20 protein-coding genes are annotated in these 16745 nt (G+C 36.2%); 11 read left to right on the forward strand and 9 right to left on the reverse strand.

Translation table 11 applies throughout. The features are described from left to right. Positions 1–79: 79 nt before the first annotated feature. The 4 genes from CUC15_RS01630 (at position 80) to CUC15_RS01645 (ending at position 3349) form a co-directional block, all read left to right on the forward strand. The gene (locus tag CUC15_RS01630) at positions 80–1000 is read left to right on the forward strand and encodes a phytanoyl-CoA dioxygenase family protein (protein ID WP_114915053.1); all 921 of its coding nucleotides are present in this window, start codon (positions 80–82) and stop codon (positions 998–1000) included. Between the two features lie 185 nt (positions 1001–1185). Then, positions 1186–1455 carry a biotin/lipoyl attachment domain-containing protein gene (locus tag CUC15_RS01635; RefSeq protein ID WP_114915054.1) on the forward strand — a complete coding sequence of 90 codons (270 nt, stop codon included), beginning with the start codon at positions 1186–1188 and terminating at the stop codon, positions 1453–1455. Positions 1456–1491: 36 nt separating this feature from the next. After that, complete coding sequence (locus CUC15_RS01640) at positions 1492–2826, forward strand: sugar porter family MFS transporter (RefSeq protein ID WP_114915055.1); 1335 nt, start codon at positions 1492–1494, stop codon at positions 2824–2826. A 103-nt stretch (positions 2827–2929) separates the two neighbouring features. After that, positions 2930–3349 carry a Fur family transcriptional regulator gene (locus CUC15_RS01645; protein ID WP_114915056.1) on the forward strand — a complete coding sequence of 140 codons (420 nt, stop codon included), beginning with the start codon at positions 2930–2932 and terminating at the stop codon, positions 3347–3349. A 210-nt stretch (positions 3350–3559) separates the two neighbouring features. Here CUC15_RS01645 and spx read toward each other — a convergent pair whose 3' ends face one another. Both spx and CUC15_RS01655 read right to left on the reverse strand, forming a co-directional pair. Further along, positions 3560–3952: a transcriptional regulator Spx gene (spx, locus tag CUC15_RS01650; RefSeq protein WP_114915057.1), complete on the reverse strand. Its 393-nt coding sequence runs from the start codon at positions 3950–3952 to the stop codon at positions 3560–3562. A gap of 79 nt (positions 3953–4031) precedes the next feature. Continuing rightward, positions 4032–4532, reverse strand: a complete 501-nt coding sequence (locus tag CUC15_RS01655) for a CarD family transcriptional regulator (protein WP_114915058.1) — start codon at positions 4530–4532, stop codon at positions 4032–4034. Between the two features lie 141 nt (positions 4533–4673). Between CUC15_RS01655 and CUC15_RS01660 the strand changes: the two genes are divergently transcribed. The 7 genes from CUC15_RS01660 to CUC15_RS01690 all read left to right on the forward strand — a co-directional run bounded on the left by CUC15_RS01660 (position 4674) and on the right by CUC15_RS01690 (position 10072). Next, positions 4674–5102, forward strand: a complete 429-nt coding sequence (locus CUC15_RS01660) for a MarR family winged helix-turn-helix transcriptional regulator (RefSeq protein ID WP_114915059.1) — start codon at positions 4674–4676, stop codon at positions 5100–5102. A 421-nt stretch (positions 5103–5523) separates the two neighbouring features. Next, positions 5524–5976 carry a TetR/AcrR family transcriptional regulator gene (locus tag CUC15_RS01665; protein WP_242985924.1) on the forward strand — a complete coding sequence of 151 codons (453 nt, stop codon included), beginning with the start codon at positions 5524–5526 and terminating at the stop codon, positions 5974–5976. A gap of 23 nt (positions 5977–5999) precedes the next feature. Next, complete coding sequence (locus CUC15_RS01670) at positions 6000–7454, forward strand: DHA2 family efflux MFS transporter permease subunit (RefSeq protein WP_114915060.1); 1455 nt, start codon at positions 6000–6002, stop codon at positions 7452–7454. A 65-nt stretch (positions 7455–7519) separates the two neighbouring features. Continuing rightward, positions 7520–7957 carry a universal stress protein gene (locus CUC15_RS01675; protein WP_114915061.1) on the forward strand — a complete coding sequence of 146 codons (438 nt, stop codon included), beginning with the start codon at positions 7520–7522 and terminating at the stop codon, positions 7955–7957. Between the two features lie 269 nt (positions 7958–8226). Beyond that, positions 8227–8724, forward strand: coding sequence for an SRPBCC family protein (locus CUC15_RS01680; protein ID WP_114915062.1), 498 nt, complete (start codon positions 8227–8229; stop codon positions 8722–8724). A gap of 172 nt (positions 8725–8896) precedes the next feature. Continuing rightward, entirely contained in the window at positions 8897–9532 is a 636-nt protein-coding gene (locus CUC15_RS01685) for a LysE family translocator (RefSeq protein WP_114915063.1), read from the forward strand. 330 nt (positions 9533–9862) lie between these two features. Next, complete coding sequence (locus tag CUC15_RS01690) at positions 9863–10072, forward strand: tRNA-specific adenosine deaminase (protein WP_242986027.1); 210 nt, start codon at positions 9863–9865, stop codon at positions 10070–10072. 135 nt (positions 10073–10207) lie between these two features. Here CUC15_RS01690 and CUC15_RS01695 read toward each other — a convergent pair whose 3' ends face one another. From CUC15_RS01695 to CUC15_RS01720, 7 genes are all read right to left on the reverse strand, one after another. Continuing rightward, positions 10208–11344, reverse strand: a complete 1137-nt coding sequence (locus CUC15_RS01695) for an acyl-CoA dehydrogenase family protein (RefSeq protein WP_114915065.1) — start codon at positions 11342–11344, stop codon at positions 10208–10210. 204 nt (positions 11345–11548) lie between these two features. Then, on the reverse strand, positions 11549–11911 hold the full coding sequence (locus CUC15_RS01700) for a DUF779 domain-containing protein (RefSeq protein ID WP_114915066.1): 363 nt from the start codon (positions 11909–11911) through the stop codon (positions 11549–11551). A gap of 22 nt (positions 11912–11933) precedes the next feature. After that, positions 11934–13454: an acetaldehyde dehydrogenase ExaC gene (exaC, locus tag CUC15_RS01705; RefSeq protein ID WP_114915067.1), complete on the reverse strand. Its 1521-nt coding sequence runs from the start codon at positions 13452–13454 to the stop codon at positions 11934–11936. A gap of 255 nt (positions 13455–13709) precedes the next feature. After that, complete coding sequence (locus CUC15_RS20575; RefSeq protein WP_278309188.1) at positions 13710–13838, reverse strand: hypothetical protein; 129 nt, start codon at positions 13836–13838, stop codon at positions 13710–13712. Between the two features lie 162 nt (positions 13839–14000). Further along, positions 14001–14867, reverse strand: coding sequence for a DMT family transporter (locus tag CUC15_RS01710; protein WP_114915068.1), 867 nt, complete (start codon positions 14865–14867; stop codon positions 14001–14003). Positions 14868–15013: 146 nt separating this feature from the next. Continuing rightward, positions 15014–16006 carry a ketoacyl-ACP synthase III gene (locus tag CUC15_RS01715; RefSeq protein ID WP_114915069.1) on the reverse strand — a complete coding sequence of 331 codons (993 nt, stop codon included), beginning with the start codon at positions 16004–16006 and terminating at the stop codon, positions 15014–15016. A gap of 174 nt (positions 16007–16180) precedes the next feature. Continuing rightward, positions 16181–16534 (reverse strand): hypothetical protein, encoded by a 354-nt coding sequence (locus tag CUC15_RS01720; RefSeq protein WP_114915070.1) that lies wholly within the window; start codon positions 16532–16534, stop codon positions 16181–16183. Between the last annotated feature and the right edge of the window lie 211 nt (positions 16535–16745).

Raw genomic sequence — 16745 nt, forward strand, 5'->3', positions numbered from 1 at the left:
AAGAAGGAGGATTGTGTTTCTAATAATTGATAGCGCATTCAAATGTCGAAGGTTAAAAAAACTTTATGGAGGGATTCACATGGCTGAAATAAACAATATTTTAACGAAAGAATTGAAATTGAACACACGTGAGAATAACGAGCCACTCCGTGTACTTAGTGAAGCTGATTGGACATTTTGGAAAGAAAACGGATATGTGATTATTAAAAATGCAATTCCAAAAGAAAATATCGAAAGATTGAAAGCATTAATGTGGGAATTCGAAGAAAAGGATCCAAATAATCCTTCTACTTGGTACTCTGAATCGCAAACAGAAATGAAAATGAAAGAGTTACAGGGAACAGGGATGGTTGAACTTTATAACCACCAATTTTTATGGGATAACCGTACGGAGCGACGAGTTTATGATGCTTTTGTTGATATCTGGGGAACGGAGAATCTTTGGGTAAGCATTGATCGGTGTAACTTAAATATGCCCAAAAAGGATAAAAAGGCAACAGGGGGATTCATCCACTGGGATGTAGATACAAGCTTAGATCCGTTACCACAAAATGTACAAGGGGTCCTATCTTTAGTGAATACAACTGAAGAGATGGGAGGATTTCAGTGTATTCCTGAATTATATCGTGATTTTCCAGAATGGGTGAAAACACAACCAAAAGATCGTGATCCGCATCATCCAGATATAACGGGGTACGAACCTAAAAAGATTATTCAAGAAGCAGGAGACTTGCTAATATTCAATGCGATGCAACCACACGGAATTCGTCCCAATGTCTCAGATCAACCGAGGATGGCACAATATATTGCAATGTTTCCCGCACAGGAAGATGATGAGTCATTACGACAAGAAAGAATTAATTCCTGGAATGACCGCTTACCTCCAAGAGGGGATGCATTCCCAGGAGATCCAAGAAAGTGGGAGCAAAAGAAATATCAAAGAGCAACACTCTCAGAACTAGGGGAAAAATTACTAGGTTTGAACAAATGGAATGATTAATACTGAAAAGGCTTCTGTTATTTGGTATTGACGAATAGCGTTGCTTAAAATAGTGCCACCGATGTAAGCAGTCAGGTGGCCCTTCTTCTATAAATCTATTCACTTCTTCAACCTTATACTGGAAAAATAATATTTTCAGTGTGATTTCATTTTATTAAAGCTGTACATTAGAAAGGAGGCATTAAATGATCGTTCATGAAGTGATAACACCATGCTGGGACGGTAAGGAAATAGTAACCACTCCTATAAATGGAACCATTGAAGAAATTCATGTTCAATCAGGTGAAAACATAAGTGAATGTCAACCGCTACTCTCAATTAAAGCGGAGAATGGAAGATTAAAGGAAATCTTAGTTGAGCTTAGAGGAACAATTGATAGGTTTACTGTAAAAATTGGTGACAGAGTCGTCCCAGGAGATGTTCTAGTATTCATAAATGAGGATACGGGCGAATAATTTATTGAAGAAGATAGAAGAAGGAGAGAAAGTGGATTGAAATCTAGAAGGTGGATTTTACTTTTCGGAGCTTTAGGCGGTCTTTTATATGGTGTTGATCAGGGAGTTATTTCTGGGGTTTTATTATTTATTGAAAACGATATTCCTCTGACAAGTTTGATGGAAGGAGTGGTTGTAAGCAGTTTGCTATTAGGTGCAATTATCGGTTCAGCAGGATCGGGATGGCTATCTGACCGAATTGGCAGACGTAAAACGATTGCGATTATCTCTATTCTTTTTATTATCGGTTCAATAGGATCAGCGGTAGCGCCAGATGCTTTGACGTTAATTATTGCAAGAATTATTAATGGGCTTGGTGTTGGTGGCTCTATGGCGATAATACCTGTTTATTTAGCTGAGCTAGCTCCAACCCCGATGAGGGGGAAAGTGACGGCATTATATCAACTGATGTTAACAACTGGTATATTAATATCTTATCTCTCGAATCATTTACTTGCTCCTTTTGAAGCATGGCGTTGGATGTTAGCAGTTTCAACCATTCCAGGAGTACTCATGTTAGGTGGTATAATATTTATGCCTGAAAGTCCACGATGGTTATTAAGGCAGAATCAAGAAATAAAGGCTAGAGAGGTTTTGGGATTATTACGCAAACCTAACGAAATCGATAATGAAGTAAAAGCTGTTAAACAAATAGACCGTGAAAATAATGAAAGTGTAATTACAATTTTAAAATCGAAGTGGATGCGGTCAACGTTAATTATTGGTATTTTAATAGGAGTTTTTCAGCAAATAGTTGGCATAAATGCGGTTATTTATTATGCACCTACTATTTTCACTGAAGCTGGTATGGAGAATACAGCTTCTACTTTGGGAACGATGGGGATTGGGTTAGTTAACGTTTTAATGACCGTCGCAGCAATTATGACAGTTGATAAATTAGGAAGGAAAAAATTGTTGAAAATAGGTTCTGTAGCAATGAGTGCTAGTTTAATTGTCCTTTCACTTATATTGTTTACCTCTGGATTAAATGCTTCTACAGTTTGGTTAACGGTAATTTTCCTTGGCATATATGTTATGAGTTTTGCAGTTTCCTGGGGAGCAGTCACATGGGTAATTATACCAGAGCTCTTTCCGCTAAAAGCAAGAGGAGCAGGAATGGGGATTGCTATAATGGGTATGAGCGCTGCTAATTTAATTGTCACTTTGGTATTTCCTATGTTGTTAGATTCTATAGGAATAGCATGGATGTTTACAATATTTGCTACTATTGCAGCTATGTCTTTTATCTTCGTTTCTTTTTTTGTTCCAGAAACAAAAGGGAGATCCCTTGAAGATATTGAAAAGGATTTAAGAAAAAGTAGGATCTCATAAGTTTAATCTAGCTGAGATAGAGCGAATCGATTAAGAACCAGAGGTTGGAGTGTTACTTACTGAGTAAGCTATTTGATAATATTTCACAAAATGAGGGAAATCAATGTCTAAATTAGAAGATGCAATAGCGAAAATGAAAAGTTCGAACGTTAGGATTACAACCCAACGTGTTGCAGTTTTAGAATATTTATTAAACTGTGAATTCCATCCATCGGCAGATGAAATCTATAAAGCAATGAATACGAGATTTCCTAGTATCAGTCGGGCCACCATTTATAATAACTTAAATATCCTGTGTGAAAACGGATTAGCTCGTGAATTAACATTCGGCAACGCACCTAGCCGATTTGATGGTAATACAAAAGATCATTATCATATTATATGTAATAACTGCGGGAAAATTGCGGATCTTCAGTATCCCTTATTAAAGGAAATAGAGGTATTTGTAGAACAAATAGCAGAATTTAAAGTTAGCCACCACCGACTGGATATTTATGGTAAATGCGTAACCTGTTACGATTAGCAAGATTGTATTATCACTTATTATTTGTTGCTATTTATATAAACTGCGAACTAAGTAGGCACAAAGTTGATTTCCGCATCCTAAGATAGTTCGCAGTGTACATCAACTACTCACTATTGTCTATCTCTTGGTAAAGGAAACAATCTTTTAGAAAAAAGCTAAAAGGGATAATTGTTTTTTACCCCTAAGAAAAAGAAGTTAAAATTGTTATTAAATAATCTTTTGTGCTTCATGCAAGTATAGTAAACGGACTGATTTTGGTATAAATCGGCGAATCTGATGTTCATTATAACCAACCATTAGACGTTTTTCATCGTGAATGATAGGGCTCTTTAGAATACTAGGATTTTCCTGGATAAAGTTGTATAGTTCTTTCAGGGACAATTGATTCATATCTGCAATTTTATTTTTAGCTACTCTTGAACGCATGGAAATAACGTCATCTGTTCCATTATCCGTTAAACGAAAGATTTCCATAATCTCAGACAGAGTTAATGACTTCGTAAATATATTTCGTTCAACAAAAGCTATCCCATTTGCTTCTAACCATTTTTTTGCCTTTCTGCAGGATGTGCATCCTGGCTTAATATAAAGTTTTAACATACTATAAATCACCACTTCTTTATCTAAAATGTATGTATTATGTAAGTGATATTCCGAGAACTAAATAATGAAATATAAATTAGTCATTTTTGATAACCATGCTAGTTACCCTTTTGGATATTTCCCCAACAGAAGTATCCAATGATACAGCTAATTCTTCATACATAATATTTTGGATATTTGTTAAAAGGGTCCGATCCTGATCGTATAATCGTTTCTTGTTTTCATTAGCATCGTGATGTTTTTTTAATAATGTATTTGCTACTTTAACAATCAATTTACGATCACCAGTGTTTATAAGGTTACTATATTCTTTCTTTCGCTGTCTTGGATCCTCTATCCATGTAATACCTGGCTGTTGAAAAGACTGTAAGATGTCTTCTGCTTCCTCTCTACCCATCACTTTTAGCATGACTGCCTGTTCACTATCTATGGGTACATTAATCGTTAATCTCGAATCCTCAAGTGGATGCAACACATAATAAATTCCAGTTTTATTACCAAACGTTTTTTCACAGATTTCATCGATCTCACATAAACCATGTACGGAATAAATGATCTGATCACCAACATTAAACATTTGTGTAAACCTCCAACTTTATTATTGTCAACTAAGTTTACAATAATATTTTATAATATTTTTTCATATTGTCAATGTGGTTGACAATATGGTAATGATTTTATATAGTAAGTGTCGAGCTAATAAAGGGGAGTGAATCGTTTGGATTTTGAATTAAAAAACTTGGATTTAATTGATGTGTTAAGTGAGCGCCATCTGCAACTCAGAAAAATGACAGAGAACAGTTGGAATGATAGCATGGATATTTATTTATCGAACTCCGAATGGTTTATCATAGCGAGAACCTATAAAAAGCAGCCCACCATATCGTATGTATCCAAGCATGTGGATATTTCTAGACAAGCAACCCATAAATCGATAAAAAGCTTAGAAGCAAAAGGACTTGTTGAAATTCATAATGTAAAAAATAACAAGAAGGATAAATGGATACAGCTAACTGAATTAGGCGAAGAATGCTATAGAAGGAATGAAGCCCTAAAGGCTAATATAGAGAGCAGAATTGCTGATAAGATAGGTGCTAAGCAACTAGAATATCTTAAAGAAACTTTAAAATCTGATTGGGGTTTATAGTTTCCTGCAGTTTCTTTCGATGTCATCTTATCCAAACGTATGGATGGAGGGTAAGTAGCATAGTGGTGAATCGAGCATATAAATTAGCGTTATCCTCGTATGGATAGCGCTCTATATGTGCTTAAGAAAATCGCTTAATTGTTAAAATAATATTAAGTTTAAAAGGAGAGATAGATGGAAAGCGTATACATTTAAAGATATAAAAATAATTGTGTCTAAAATGTGAATAAGAACAAGATTCTAATGTAAAAAAGCCTTGCATTATAGAATTTTTTTTTGATATGATTTAGAACAGACCGGTTGGTATGGTGGAGGTGTACTACGGAAATGGAAACAAAATCGCTGATAATCAACATCGCGACGAAGCTTTTAAAAGGGATATATAGGTGTAGGACTAAACGAAATTTTAAGGGAATGTAATATGTCGAAAGGTTCACTTTATCACCATTTCCCAAATGGAAAAGAAGAATTGCTCATTGCTTGCCTGGAGTCTTTGAGTGATACGATTACCCTGGATATTGAATCAATTTTTTCACATTATCCAACAACACAAGAATCCATAGTTGCAATGATTGATAAAATTATAAAGAAATATGAAACGGAAGGTACGATTACTGGTCACACATTTACTAGTATTGTTAGTGAAATGGGATCGCTTAGCGACGCAGTCCGAAAAGCCTGTATAAGTCTTTACACTAAGATTGAAGCAATCTATGAAAGTAAGCTGGTGGCAGAAGGGGTATCGATAGAAAAAGCAAAAGCGAAGGCTCTTATGATAACAGCAACAATCGAAGGCGGAATTATGCTTTGTCTAACGAAAAAAACGAGTGAACCTCTAATTGTAATTGCACAGACCTTCCAAAAGACTAGCTAAAATTATTAAAAAAGGAGATTATCATGAATAAAGAAATTCAAGTCAAAAATCCAAAGACGATGGCGTTTATCCTAATGTTGGGAGCATTTCTTGGATTATTTGGTGAAACAGCATTAAATATGGCTTTAACAAATGTTATGGAGGAATTTTCAGTTACAGCTGGTATTGCACAATGGCTGACAACAGGTTATTTATTAGTATTAGCAATTTTTGTACCAATTTCAGCACTACTAATGAAATGGTTTACGACAAGACAATTAGTTATTGGTGGTCTTGTTATCTCGCTTTTAGGAGCGGTTTTAGCGGCATTATCACCAAGCTTTGCGATTCTTTTGACTGGTCGTTTAGTGCAAGCGATAGGAACGGGTATATTAATCCCAGTTATGACAAATGTGCTATTAATTATATTCCCTATTCATAAACGTGGAGTTGTAATGGGAATCATGGGGCTTGTTATTACATTAGGACCAGCATTAGGACCTACACTTTCAGGGGTTATTATTAGTTCGTTGGGCTGGTCATATATTTTCTGGATTAGCGCTGTATTATATGTGTTTTTGACTATTTATGCTGCAGCACAAATTGCTAATGTATCAGAAATCACAAAACCAAAAATCGATGTATTGTCGATTATTTTATCAACATTTGGTTTTGGTGGATTAATCTTTGCTTTAAGTACGATGGCTGAAATGGCTATTTCTTCTCCACAAGTGTTGGTACCATTACTTATAGGGGTTATCGCACTTTTACTGTTTGGAATTCGTCAAATGAAAATGGATCAGCCAATGGTTAATTTACGTGTCTTTAAGTATCCGATGTTCACGTTAGGAACATTGATGATGTTCCTTAGTATTTTAGTTATTTTATCAACGGCAATTTTATTGCCAATGTATTTAAAAGGAGCTTTGTTATTCAGTGCTGCGGTTGCCGGTTTAATGCTGCTTCCTGGTAATGCTGTTAACGTTATAATGTCACCAATCGTTGGGACACTTTTTGATAAATTTGGACCACGTGTTTTCGTAATCACTGGATCAATTATTGTATTAATTGGGAATGTCATTTTTGCTTCCGTTATTTCAGCAACAACACCTGTGTGGCAAATAATCGTTGCATTTATGGTTTTATTCTTCGGGTTAACAATGGTAACCATGCCATCACAAACGAATGCACTTAATGAATTACCACGTGAACTCTATGCAGATGGTTCTGCAGCCATGAATACATTGAATCAAGTAGCTGGGGCTGCAGGTACGGCAATCGCGATTACATTATTTACAGCTGGTCAAAACAGCTTTGCACTTAATGTGCCAGACGCATCTCAGGCAGAGATATTAGCTTCAGGTGTTAAGTATGCATTCTACTTTATTACTGGTATCTCAGCAGTTGCATTAATCTGCTCGTTCTTTGTTAAAAAGGCTGGCGGACTAAAAGAAAAATCTCCAGCAGCGGTGAAGGCTACAAAACCTGCACACAGATAGGATTATCTTAGGATTATCTAGCTGTTAGATATCTAAACAGATAGAACAGAAGGGGATAATGATAAATGGTAAATCATTATAAGAGTATCGTAGTAGCAGTCGACGGTTCAAAAGAGGCAGAATACGCATTTCGAAAATCAATCGATGTTGCAAAACGTAACGAGAATTCAGTATTAAACATAATAAATGTAATTGACACTCGGCCGTTTGAAGCTTATGGCCGATCTAGTGTTGAACATGCGCAACATTCATCAGAAGAGCTTGTAAATGGCTACAAAGCCCAGGCAGAGGCAGAAGGTGTTGACAACGTAAAAGCAGTGATCGAATATGGTTCTCCAAGAACGATTATCACAAATGAGCTTGCTGACTCTGTCAGTGCTGACCTAATTATTTGTGGTGCTACCGGATTAAATACAATTGAACGTTATTTAATTGGCTCCGTATCTGAAGCAATCGTACGCTCTGCTAAGTGTGATGTGTTAGTTATTCGTACACCAGAATGATTTTGTATTGATGAATAGTAAGAAACGCATTTTGATAGAAATTCGATCAAAATGCGTTTTTTCATTACTCTATAGTAAAGAATGCCATATCAAAGAACAGAAGAAGAAATAATTTAACAGTAATAGGCTTTTGCATAAGGTAGCAAATTACTTGTGATTTGCAGAAAGTGTTCCTTATCGGCTCAGGCTTTGAAAGGATAATTTACTTTGATATACTTAAATTAAGTATCAAGAGAAAAATAAGACACAAAAATTTAAGGAGCAATGGAATGGGAAATTACTCGAAAACGACTTTGACAATGGTAAGAAATATCGATGTAGCACCGAAGAACGTTTTTGATGCTTGGATTAATCCTGAAATAATGCGAAAGTGGTTCTTTACATTGGAAGGAACAAATAAAGTAGCGTACAATAGTCCACAGGTCGGGGGAACTTGGGAAATCGTTGACCATCGCGATGGAAAAGATTATCGTGCGATTGGGGAATACCTAGAAATTGACTCTCCGAAAAAATTAGTATTTACATTCAAGATGCCGCAGTTTAATGATTTAGAAGATACGATTACAGTTGAGCTAAAACAGCTTCCACAAGGCAGTGAAATGACATTTTCACAAGAAATCATTGTTCCGCATGAAGAAAATTGGACAGCAGCTGATATTGAAAAGGCAGTTAAAGAGCATCATGATGGAACTGAGCAAGGTTGGAATTATATGTTCATGGGGCTTAAGGAGTTACTTGAAACGGGAGAAATAAGTTATAAAGGGTAAAAGGTTGCATCTATTAAGTAAATATTATCGCAAGTGGGACTGAATCCAATTACGGTTTAGTCCTATTTTTTGTACTTAGTTGTTGTTATTAATTGAGGCGGGATTAATTATTTTGTATAATGTATAATTATGCAATAATTTAATTAAAAATATATTTAGAATGGAGAAAAACATGATAACGGCATTATTTACATATATTTTATTGGGACTGGCTTTATCTTTAACTCCTGGTGCAATGACTGTGCAAATGGTGAAGCAGGCACTACGAAATGGTTTCCTCAGTGGTTGGTTCGTTGGACTTGGTGGAATGACGATTGACTTGACATTAATTACGTTGATATATTATGGCTTTTCGCATTTTTTAACGCATCCGATAGTGGAGACAGTCATGTGGCTTGTTGGTTTCGTTTTTCTATTGATTCTTGGAATTGATAGTTTAAAAGAATCGAATACTCCAGTTGATTTCAGTGGAACGGCGCCTAAGAAGTCTTTAGTAAAGGCGTTTACCTCAGGGTTCTTCATTGCGATTTCACCAGCTAATATTGTATTCTGGATTGGCATATTTGGGCCATTATTAGTATCGTCGTTAAGTAATAATCATGGACCTCATTTTGGTATTGTTGCTATAGGAATTCTTCTTGGAATACTAATCCATGATATTGGGTTGATGAGTGTGATTCATTATACGAGGCGATTTTTAAATCAAACAATTATGAAGTGGGTTTCAATTATTGCTGCAGTCCTATTAATTGGATTTAGTATTTATTTTGGCTATGAGTTTGTTACGCAATTGCTTACATATTTATAAGGATTGAGTTCATCTTCTATTTTGGGAATTACAAGGGTAGGGAATAAATTCCACTATTAAAACAAACGTTTGATTTAATAGTGAGTGAGATTAGAAAAGTACTATTTGGTTCATGCCTCTAATTTCCCCATCCACATTTAAATATTTTAGTTTGTTTGTATAATAAGTATAGAAGACCAACCTTTCCAATTCAGGATTTAGCTATGATGAAAGATGGAATGAAGGTTGTGATGACGAATTTATACGAACGCCATCCGCCATACGCAAGAACAGTTACAAACGGATGATTTATCGGGCTATATTATGTATGCAAGTGGGGAACCCTGTCCGATGTGTCTAACTGCAATGTACTTTGCGGGAATAGAAAAGGTTTATTATTGTGCATCAGTTGACGCTGCAGCTGAAGTAGGATTAGGGGAACCTAAAATGATATATGAAGATTTACAAATAACAAAAGCAGAACGTTCGCTTTCAATGGTGCAAATGCCATTAAATGAAGGACAAGAAAATCCGATGAAGCTTTGGAAGGAGCGATCATAGGACTGAAAATATATAGGGTTTGTTGGAGTTACTTTATTATGATTAATAGACGTGTATAAGGCTTTACAAAGGAAGATAGAAAAAACCACAAGGCCAGTGAAAATTCCTTGTGATTTTGTATACCGGACTATACTCCTATTTTCCAGCTAAATTAATAATTGTCATGTCATCCATAGGTGGATTATGCAGTCCTGCACGAACGTCTCGGTAATATCGTTGTAATGGATTTTGTCTCGATAGACTTCTTGCACCAACGATTCGCATTGCTAAGTCCACCACATTTACTGCTTTATTGACTACAGATAATTTTACAGCACCAAGCTCTGGTCCCATCGCTTGCCTTATGTTTGCATCGCCTTCATCCCACTTTCTCGCGACAGAATAGAGAAAATGCTTCGACTCTAAAATGGCAAGCTCCATTTCACCCATCTTTTGCTTCACATTTGGCAAATCGGAAATAGTTCCGGAAATGCTGTTAGGAGAATAGCTCCTAGCGAATTGATTCGCATAGTCTTGTGCGGCAAGGGCGATTCCTAGATAGCAAGCGGGAATATGGAGTAGCCAGCCAGCTGCCTTTTTCTTTCCGGGAGTGATGCGCTCAACAAGATCATCCTTTGCCACTTGCACATTTTCTAACACTAAATCATGGCTTCCTGTACCTCGCATGGCAATTGAATCCCATGTTTCATCTACACTTACCCCTGGATACTCACGCTTAATGAGAAAATTCCCAACCTCATCCGTTCCATCAATCGATGCACTTACGATAAAATAATCGAGAATCGGTGCAAGTGTTGTAAATGTCTTTCTTCCATTAATTATCCAACCTTGATCGTTTTCTTTTGCAAAGGTTTCAGGCTTCCCGCCACGAGTAGGACTACCTGTTGCAGGCTCTGTTGCAGCATTATTTAACAGGGCTCCATTAACAACGACATCACGGGCGACGACTGTAAACTTATCCTCACTCCATATATTATTTTCACCAAGATGCTTCATAATCCCCATATGCCAACCGATAGAGAGTGCGGTTGAACCATCGGCCTTTCCAATGATTTCCTGAAGCTGAAGCATTTCTGTAAGCGGTATTCCTAATCCGCCATGTTTTTCCGGAAGTGTTAAAGCTGGATATCCAATTGCTTTTAATTCTTGAAAATTTTCGTAAGGGAATGTTCCATTTGCATCATGCTGCTCTGCCCGATCAGTAAAAGCTTTGACAGTTTCCCTTAGTAAGTCTGCTCTTTTCTCCTTTGTCTGAAGCTCCGTTAATTTCATGAGAATCCCTCCATTAATTATCTAGTGTCTCTTATTCTTCAATTCTTATATTCTTAGTTGGAATTATAAGCATATTATTTCATTGATGGAGGGAAAATTCAATTAATAGGGCAGTGGGAGATTAGCGCACTATGTAAATATGATTTGATTTTATTACAATGAAAAGCCTATAGAGAAAAAACTATCTCTATAGGCTTCTCTGTCTTATATTTTTTCTTTCCCTTGCAAATACTCTTCCTCTGTAAAGACGTGAGAACGCGTAATGAAATGTTTGCTTTCAAGACTATCAAGTGAAAATTCTGGGCCACGTCCATCAATTGCATCAATTATTAACTGCGTATGTTTCCAATAGTCATATTGACTGCGATGCATATAAAAAGGAACGTCTCTAATGGAACCTAAGTAGAGATCGGAATCTCCAAGTAGAAAATCGCCCTCAACGTAGCACATTGGTGCGGAACCATCACAACAACCGCCAGATTGATAAAATATAATGGATTCTTGCCTAGTTTTTATCAAGTCTATTAATCTTAGCGCCTCATCTGTGGCTACGACACGATCTACCATATTTAGACTCATCCTTTCTAAATTAAAAGAAACCTTGAGCTTTTCTATCATAGCTTACTAATAAAGCTTTTGTTTGTTGGTAGTGATCAAGCATCATACCGTGGTTCTCCCGTCCGATACCTGACATCTTATATCCACCAAATGCAGCACCTGCTGGATATTTATGATAGGTATTGGTCCAAACACGTCCAGCTTGAATCGCACGCCCAGCACGATAAGCAAGATCACCACTCCTTGACCATACGCCAGCGCCTAGGCCGTAAATGGTATCATTTGCTATTTCGATAGCCTCATCAAAATCTTTGAATGTAGTAACAGCTAATACTGGTCCGAAGATTTCTTCCTGGAAAATACGCATTTCATTATTACCTTTAAAAATAGTAGGTTGGATGTAGTTTCCTTTATTAAAGTCGTCACCAATCTGATTAACTTCGCCACCGATTAATAATTCGGCACCTTCCTCTTTACCTAATTTGATATAAGAGAGGATTTTTTCTTGTTGTTGATTCGACGCTTGGGCACCCATCATAACTTCTGTATCAAGTGGGTTTCCGACTTTAATTGCCTTTACTCTCTCAATCGATTTTTCGATAAATTTATCGTAAATCGATTCCTGGATTAATGCTCGAGTTGGGGAGGTACATACTTCTCCTGAATTTAAGGCAAACATAACTAAGCCTTCAATTGCCTTATCTAGGAATTCATCATCCTTGTCCATGACATCTTCAAAGAATATATTCGGAGATTTTCCACCAAGCTCAAGTGTTACAGGAATAATATTTTCAGTTGCATATTGCATTATTTGACGACCAACAGCAGTTGAACCAGTAAATGCGATTTTAGCAATACGAGGATTCGTTGCTAGTGGTTTCCCCACTTCAATCCCGTATCCGTTTACAACATTAAGCACACCTGCAGGAAGTAAGTCTTCAATTAGCTCAAGCAATACCATAATAGAAACTGGAGTTTGTTCAGCTGGCTTTAAGACAATACAGTTACCAGCAGCTAAGGCCGGTGCAATTTTCCAAGTAGCCATTAGAATAGGGAAATTCCATGGAATAATTTGTCCAACAACACCAAGCGGTTCTTGGAAATGATAGACAACCGTGTCATTATCCAATTGTGTTGTCCGTCCTTCTTGAGCACGGATAACACTAGCAAAATAACGATAGTGATCAATTGCTAATGGAATATCTGCATTTAATGTTTCACGAACAGCCTTTCCATTATCCCAAGAATCTGCAACAGCAATAATTTCTAGAGTTTCCTCTATTCGATCCGCAATTTTATTTAATATATTTGCGCGCTCTGTCGTAGATGTTTTGCCCCAAGCATCTTTCGCAGCGTGAGCGGCATCTAAAGCAAGTTCAATATCTTCAGCTGAAGAGCGAGCTGCACTTGTGAATGCTTCACCAGTGATTGGTGTTGTAACCTCAAAGTATTCCCCTTTTACCGGTGGCACCCATTCGCCGCCAATGAAGTTATCATATTTATCCTTGAAATTAATAATTGCCCCTTCTGTATTTGGATTTGCATAAATCATGATAAATTTCCTCCCCCTTATTAATAAAACACTTAATTGTTTGCGCTTACATTAGATTTGATTAAACAAATAAGTATGTTCACTATTTTACGATAGCATTTATTTATTGGGAATTCAAGGAAATGAATCGTTATAAGAAATATTTGAACATAGGAATGTTCTTGAAGAAAATATACTGAAAAACGACCCTAACCTAGGAAATGTATGGTAAGGGTCGTTTCATTTCTTTGTTTTTTAACTATTTTCGTTTCAATATTATTTGTTTTCCTGTGGTTTGGTGTCCGTTTCACGTTGTGGTTCAATGTCCTGATTTGAATCTTTCTCTTTCTGTTTTTGTTCGAGAGAGTCATCACCTTGTTGGTTTTTCTTATCTTGATTCGTCACAATATCACCTCGTTTATAGTGTTGGATATTATTAAAAATCATACATGTGTAATATACCCTCTATACTTTTTGTAAAACATACGATCCAAATTATTCGACAAAATACAACAAAACTCGGGGAGTGACCACATGCACCGACTCAGTGCACATGCTTGTGTGTGCTTATCGAGCTTTTGAATACGTTGACAGCACTACTCCACCTACAATGATGAGTGAGCCTAAGATTTCCAACCAGGTTATTGGTTTGAATAGCAATATTAAGCCCATTAACATTGCGACAAACGGTTCTAGGTTCGATAAGATGGAAGCCTTGGAAGCATCAACATATCGAATGTTTTGATTCCAGATTAGTGTCGCGATGCCGTGTACAACAATTGCGGTACCGATAAGGAATGCCCAATCAGACAGTCTAGGGCTTATTCGCGGCGGATTGTCCAGTAAAAATGCAAAAGGAATCGATACAATAAATCCGACTACATTGGAATATAAAGTAATGGTCAGAGGGTCTATCCTGCTTGATAGAAGTCTTGTCATTATTATCATAATGGCAAATGTAATCATCGTTAGGACAATCCATAATAATCCTTTTTCAAAATGTAAAGAAGTTAGATTACCTTTAGTGACAACTAAGTAAATTCCAATTAGAGCTAGTAGTGATCCCGCTAACATTCGAATTGTTAGTTTTTCTTTGAGGAAAACAGCAGCGAGAAAACCAGTCAATATAGGAGTAGTTGCTAAAATTAATGCCGATGTTGTTGAATCAGCAGTTTGTAATCCCATAAAAAAAGACCATTGGTTAATAAATACACCAATAACTCCAAGGAAAACTAACGCAAGTAAATCAATTTTATTAACTCGTTTTAAGTTCTTTTTGTATATCGACAAACCTATAAGCAAGAGTACAATGAACAAAAGTCTAAGCATAGTTAAAAGGGTTGGTGAAAAATACTGAACTAAAATTTTCCCAAATACAAAATTACTGCCCCATACTATAACGCAAAACGTAAGCCAAGCATATGCTCTTAACAATTTCTTTCATCCTTCCAATAGTTAAATAACAATATTTTAGTATACCATGTGCTGGAAGGTATATTACATTTAGGTGAAAATACTCTTTTAAATAAAAAAACGAAGGCATGTTAAGCCTTCGTTACATAAATATTGGATTAGAAACATTAGTACCTAAATAACATCGTTACGAATTCATGCCCGCCGCCAATGGTCCAAAATAATACTAAATCTCCTCGTTTAATTCGACCAGATTCAATTCCTTCGTAAAGTGAAATGAAAGGACTGCTTGTCCCTGTGTAACCATACTTATCTCCAACATAAACGATTTTTTCATTGGGGATGTTAAATCGTTCTTGCATTCTTTCAATGTTGACTAGAGCGAATTGAGATAGACAGAAGCTATCGACATCATCAATCGTTAAGTTATTCCGGTTTAGAATTTCTTCAAATTGCTCATAGACATACGGTAGTGACATCGTACCATCAAATGGGTGCCATAACATATGGTCCGAATTCTCACCATCTTTGAGTGATTTAGACAACCCTTTTTCAGGATATAAGATGTTATTGCGATTAGTCGAATCTACTTCAAACATCCCATCAATGAAACCAGTATTCTCTTCTTCTGTTTTTTCTAAAATAATAGCAGAAGCAGCATCACCAAAGTTTGCAAGTGTCATAGCGTCATCAGGGTTACCAAGTAAAGAAAGATAATCTGAGCCAACTACTAATGCTCTTTTTACATGGGGACTAGACAGCATGTATCGAGATGCTTGTTCTACTGCGATTGTCATTCCTGCACAGTTCGCATTCAAGTCATAAATCACGGTACCTTTTTGTGCCTCAATTGCATGATGGACAAACATTGCATTGGTTGGCACTGTATATTCAGGAACCTGAGTGGAAAATACAATCATGTCTATATCATTTCCAGTTAATCCTGACTTTTTAAGCACTCGTTTCGATGCTTCAATTGCCATCGTTATGGAATTTTCATTAGGACTATCAATGATATATCTTTCTTCTCTTCCCATGATTTCTAAGAAGTTCGAAATGTCCTTTCCTGTTTTGTTTTTAAAATGCTCGATATAGTGAGCGTTATCGACGATTTGTCCTGGATGATAAATTTCTACAGCGTTTATTCTAATATTAGTCATTGGTTTCTACTCGCTCCTATAATTGTCTATGTATGATGTGATATTGAAATAAAAAGCAAGATCCGATTTGAATCTTGCTTTTTATTTCAGGTTAGTAAGAAAGTATAAATCCTTTCTTACTATTATAAGTACAACTAAGGCTGTCACCTAAAAGCTTGGCTAAACCTTAGTTTTCTAATAAATCTCTGCAACTTCGAAATTAGTTAACCCTGCACTACGAGCTATGCGATTTAATTGCATTTTAATAATTGCACTTTTCTTGATGCCAACTTCGACTTTTTCAAAGCCAGACTCTTTATATAAATTCATACAGAATTCTAAAGGAGGTATCATCTCTTGTGTCACGACATTTAAATCCCTGCAATCGAATTTAAGTGTGTATTCATTTGCTTTAACCCCAGCAACGATGCGTTTGTAGTCTGCAACGAATTCCTCTGCCTTTTCAGGTGTAAATGAGCCACTCACCGTCATATCAATCGTTTTATTTCCTTGATTTACTTTCATTGTGTAAGATCCTTCTTTTGCCATTTTTCAACTTCCTTTCAACAAATACCTACTTTTGTACTATTTTATTATCGGCAGGTAAATTCTATAGTTAACCATTTATTCCATTGTTTAACAATTAAAATAAGAAAATCTATTCAGCGTGTCTGTCTTTAAACTTCTAATTGTATTTATGAAATGAAAGGAGGAAATGAAAACTCTCAACACAAAAGAGCAAGCATGTATTTCTTATCTA

The organism is Oceanobacillus zhaokaii, from assembly GCF_003352005.1.
Lineage (GTDB): Bacteria > Bacillota > Bacilli > Bacillales > Amphibacillaceae > Oceanobacillus > Oceanobacillus zhaokaii.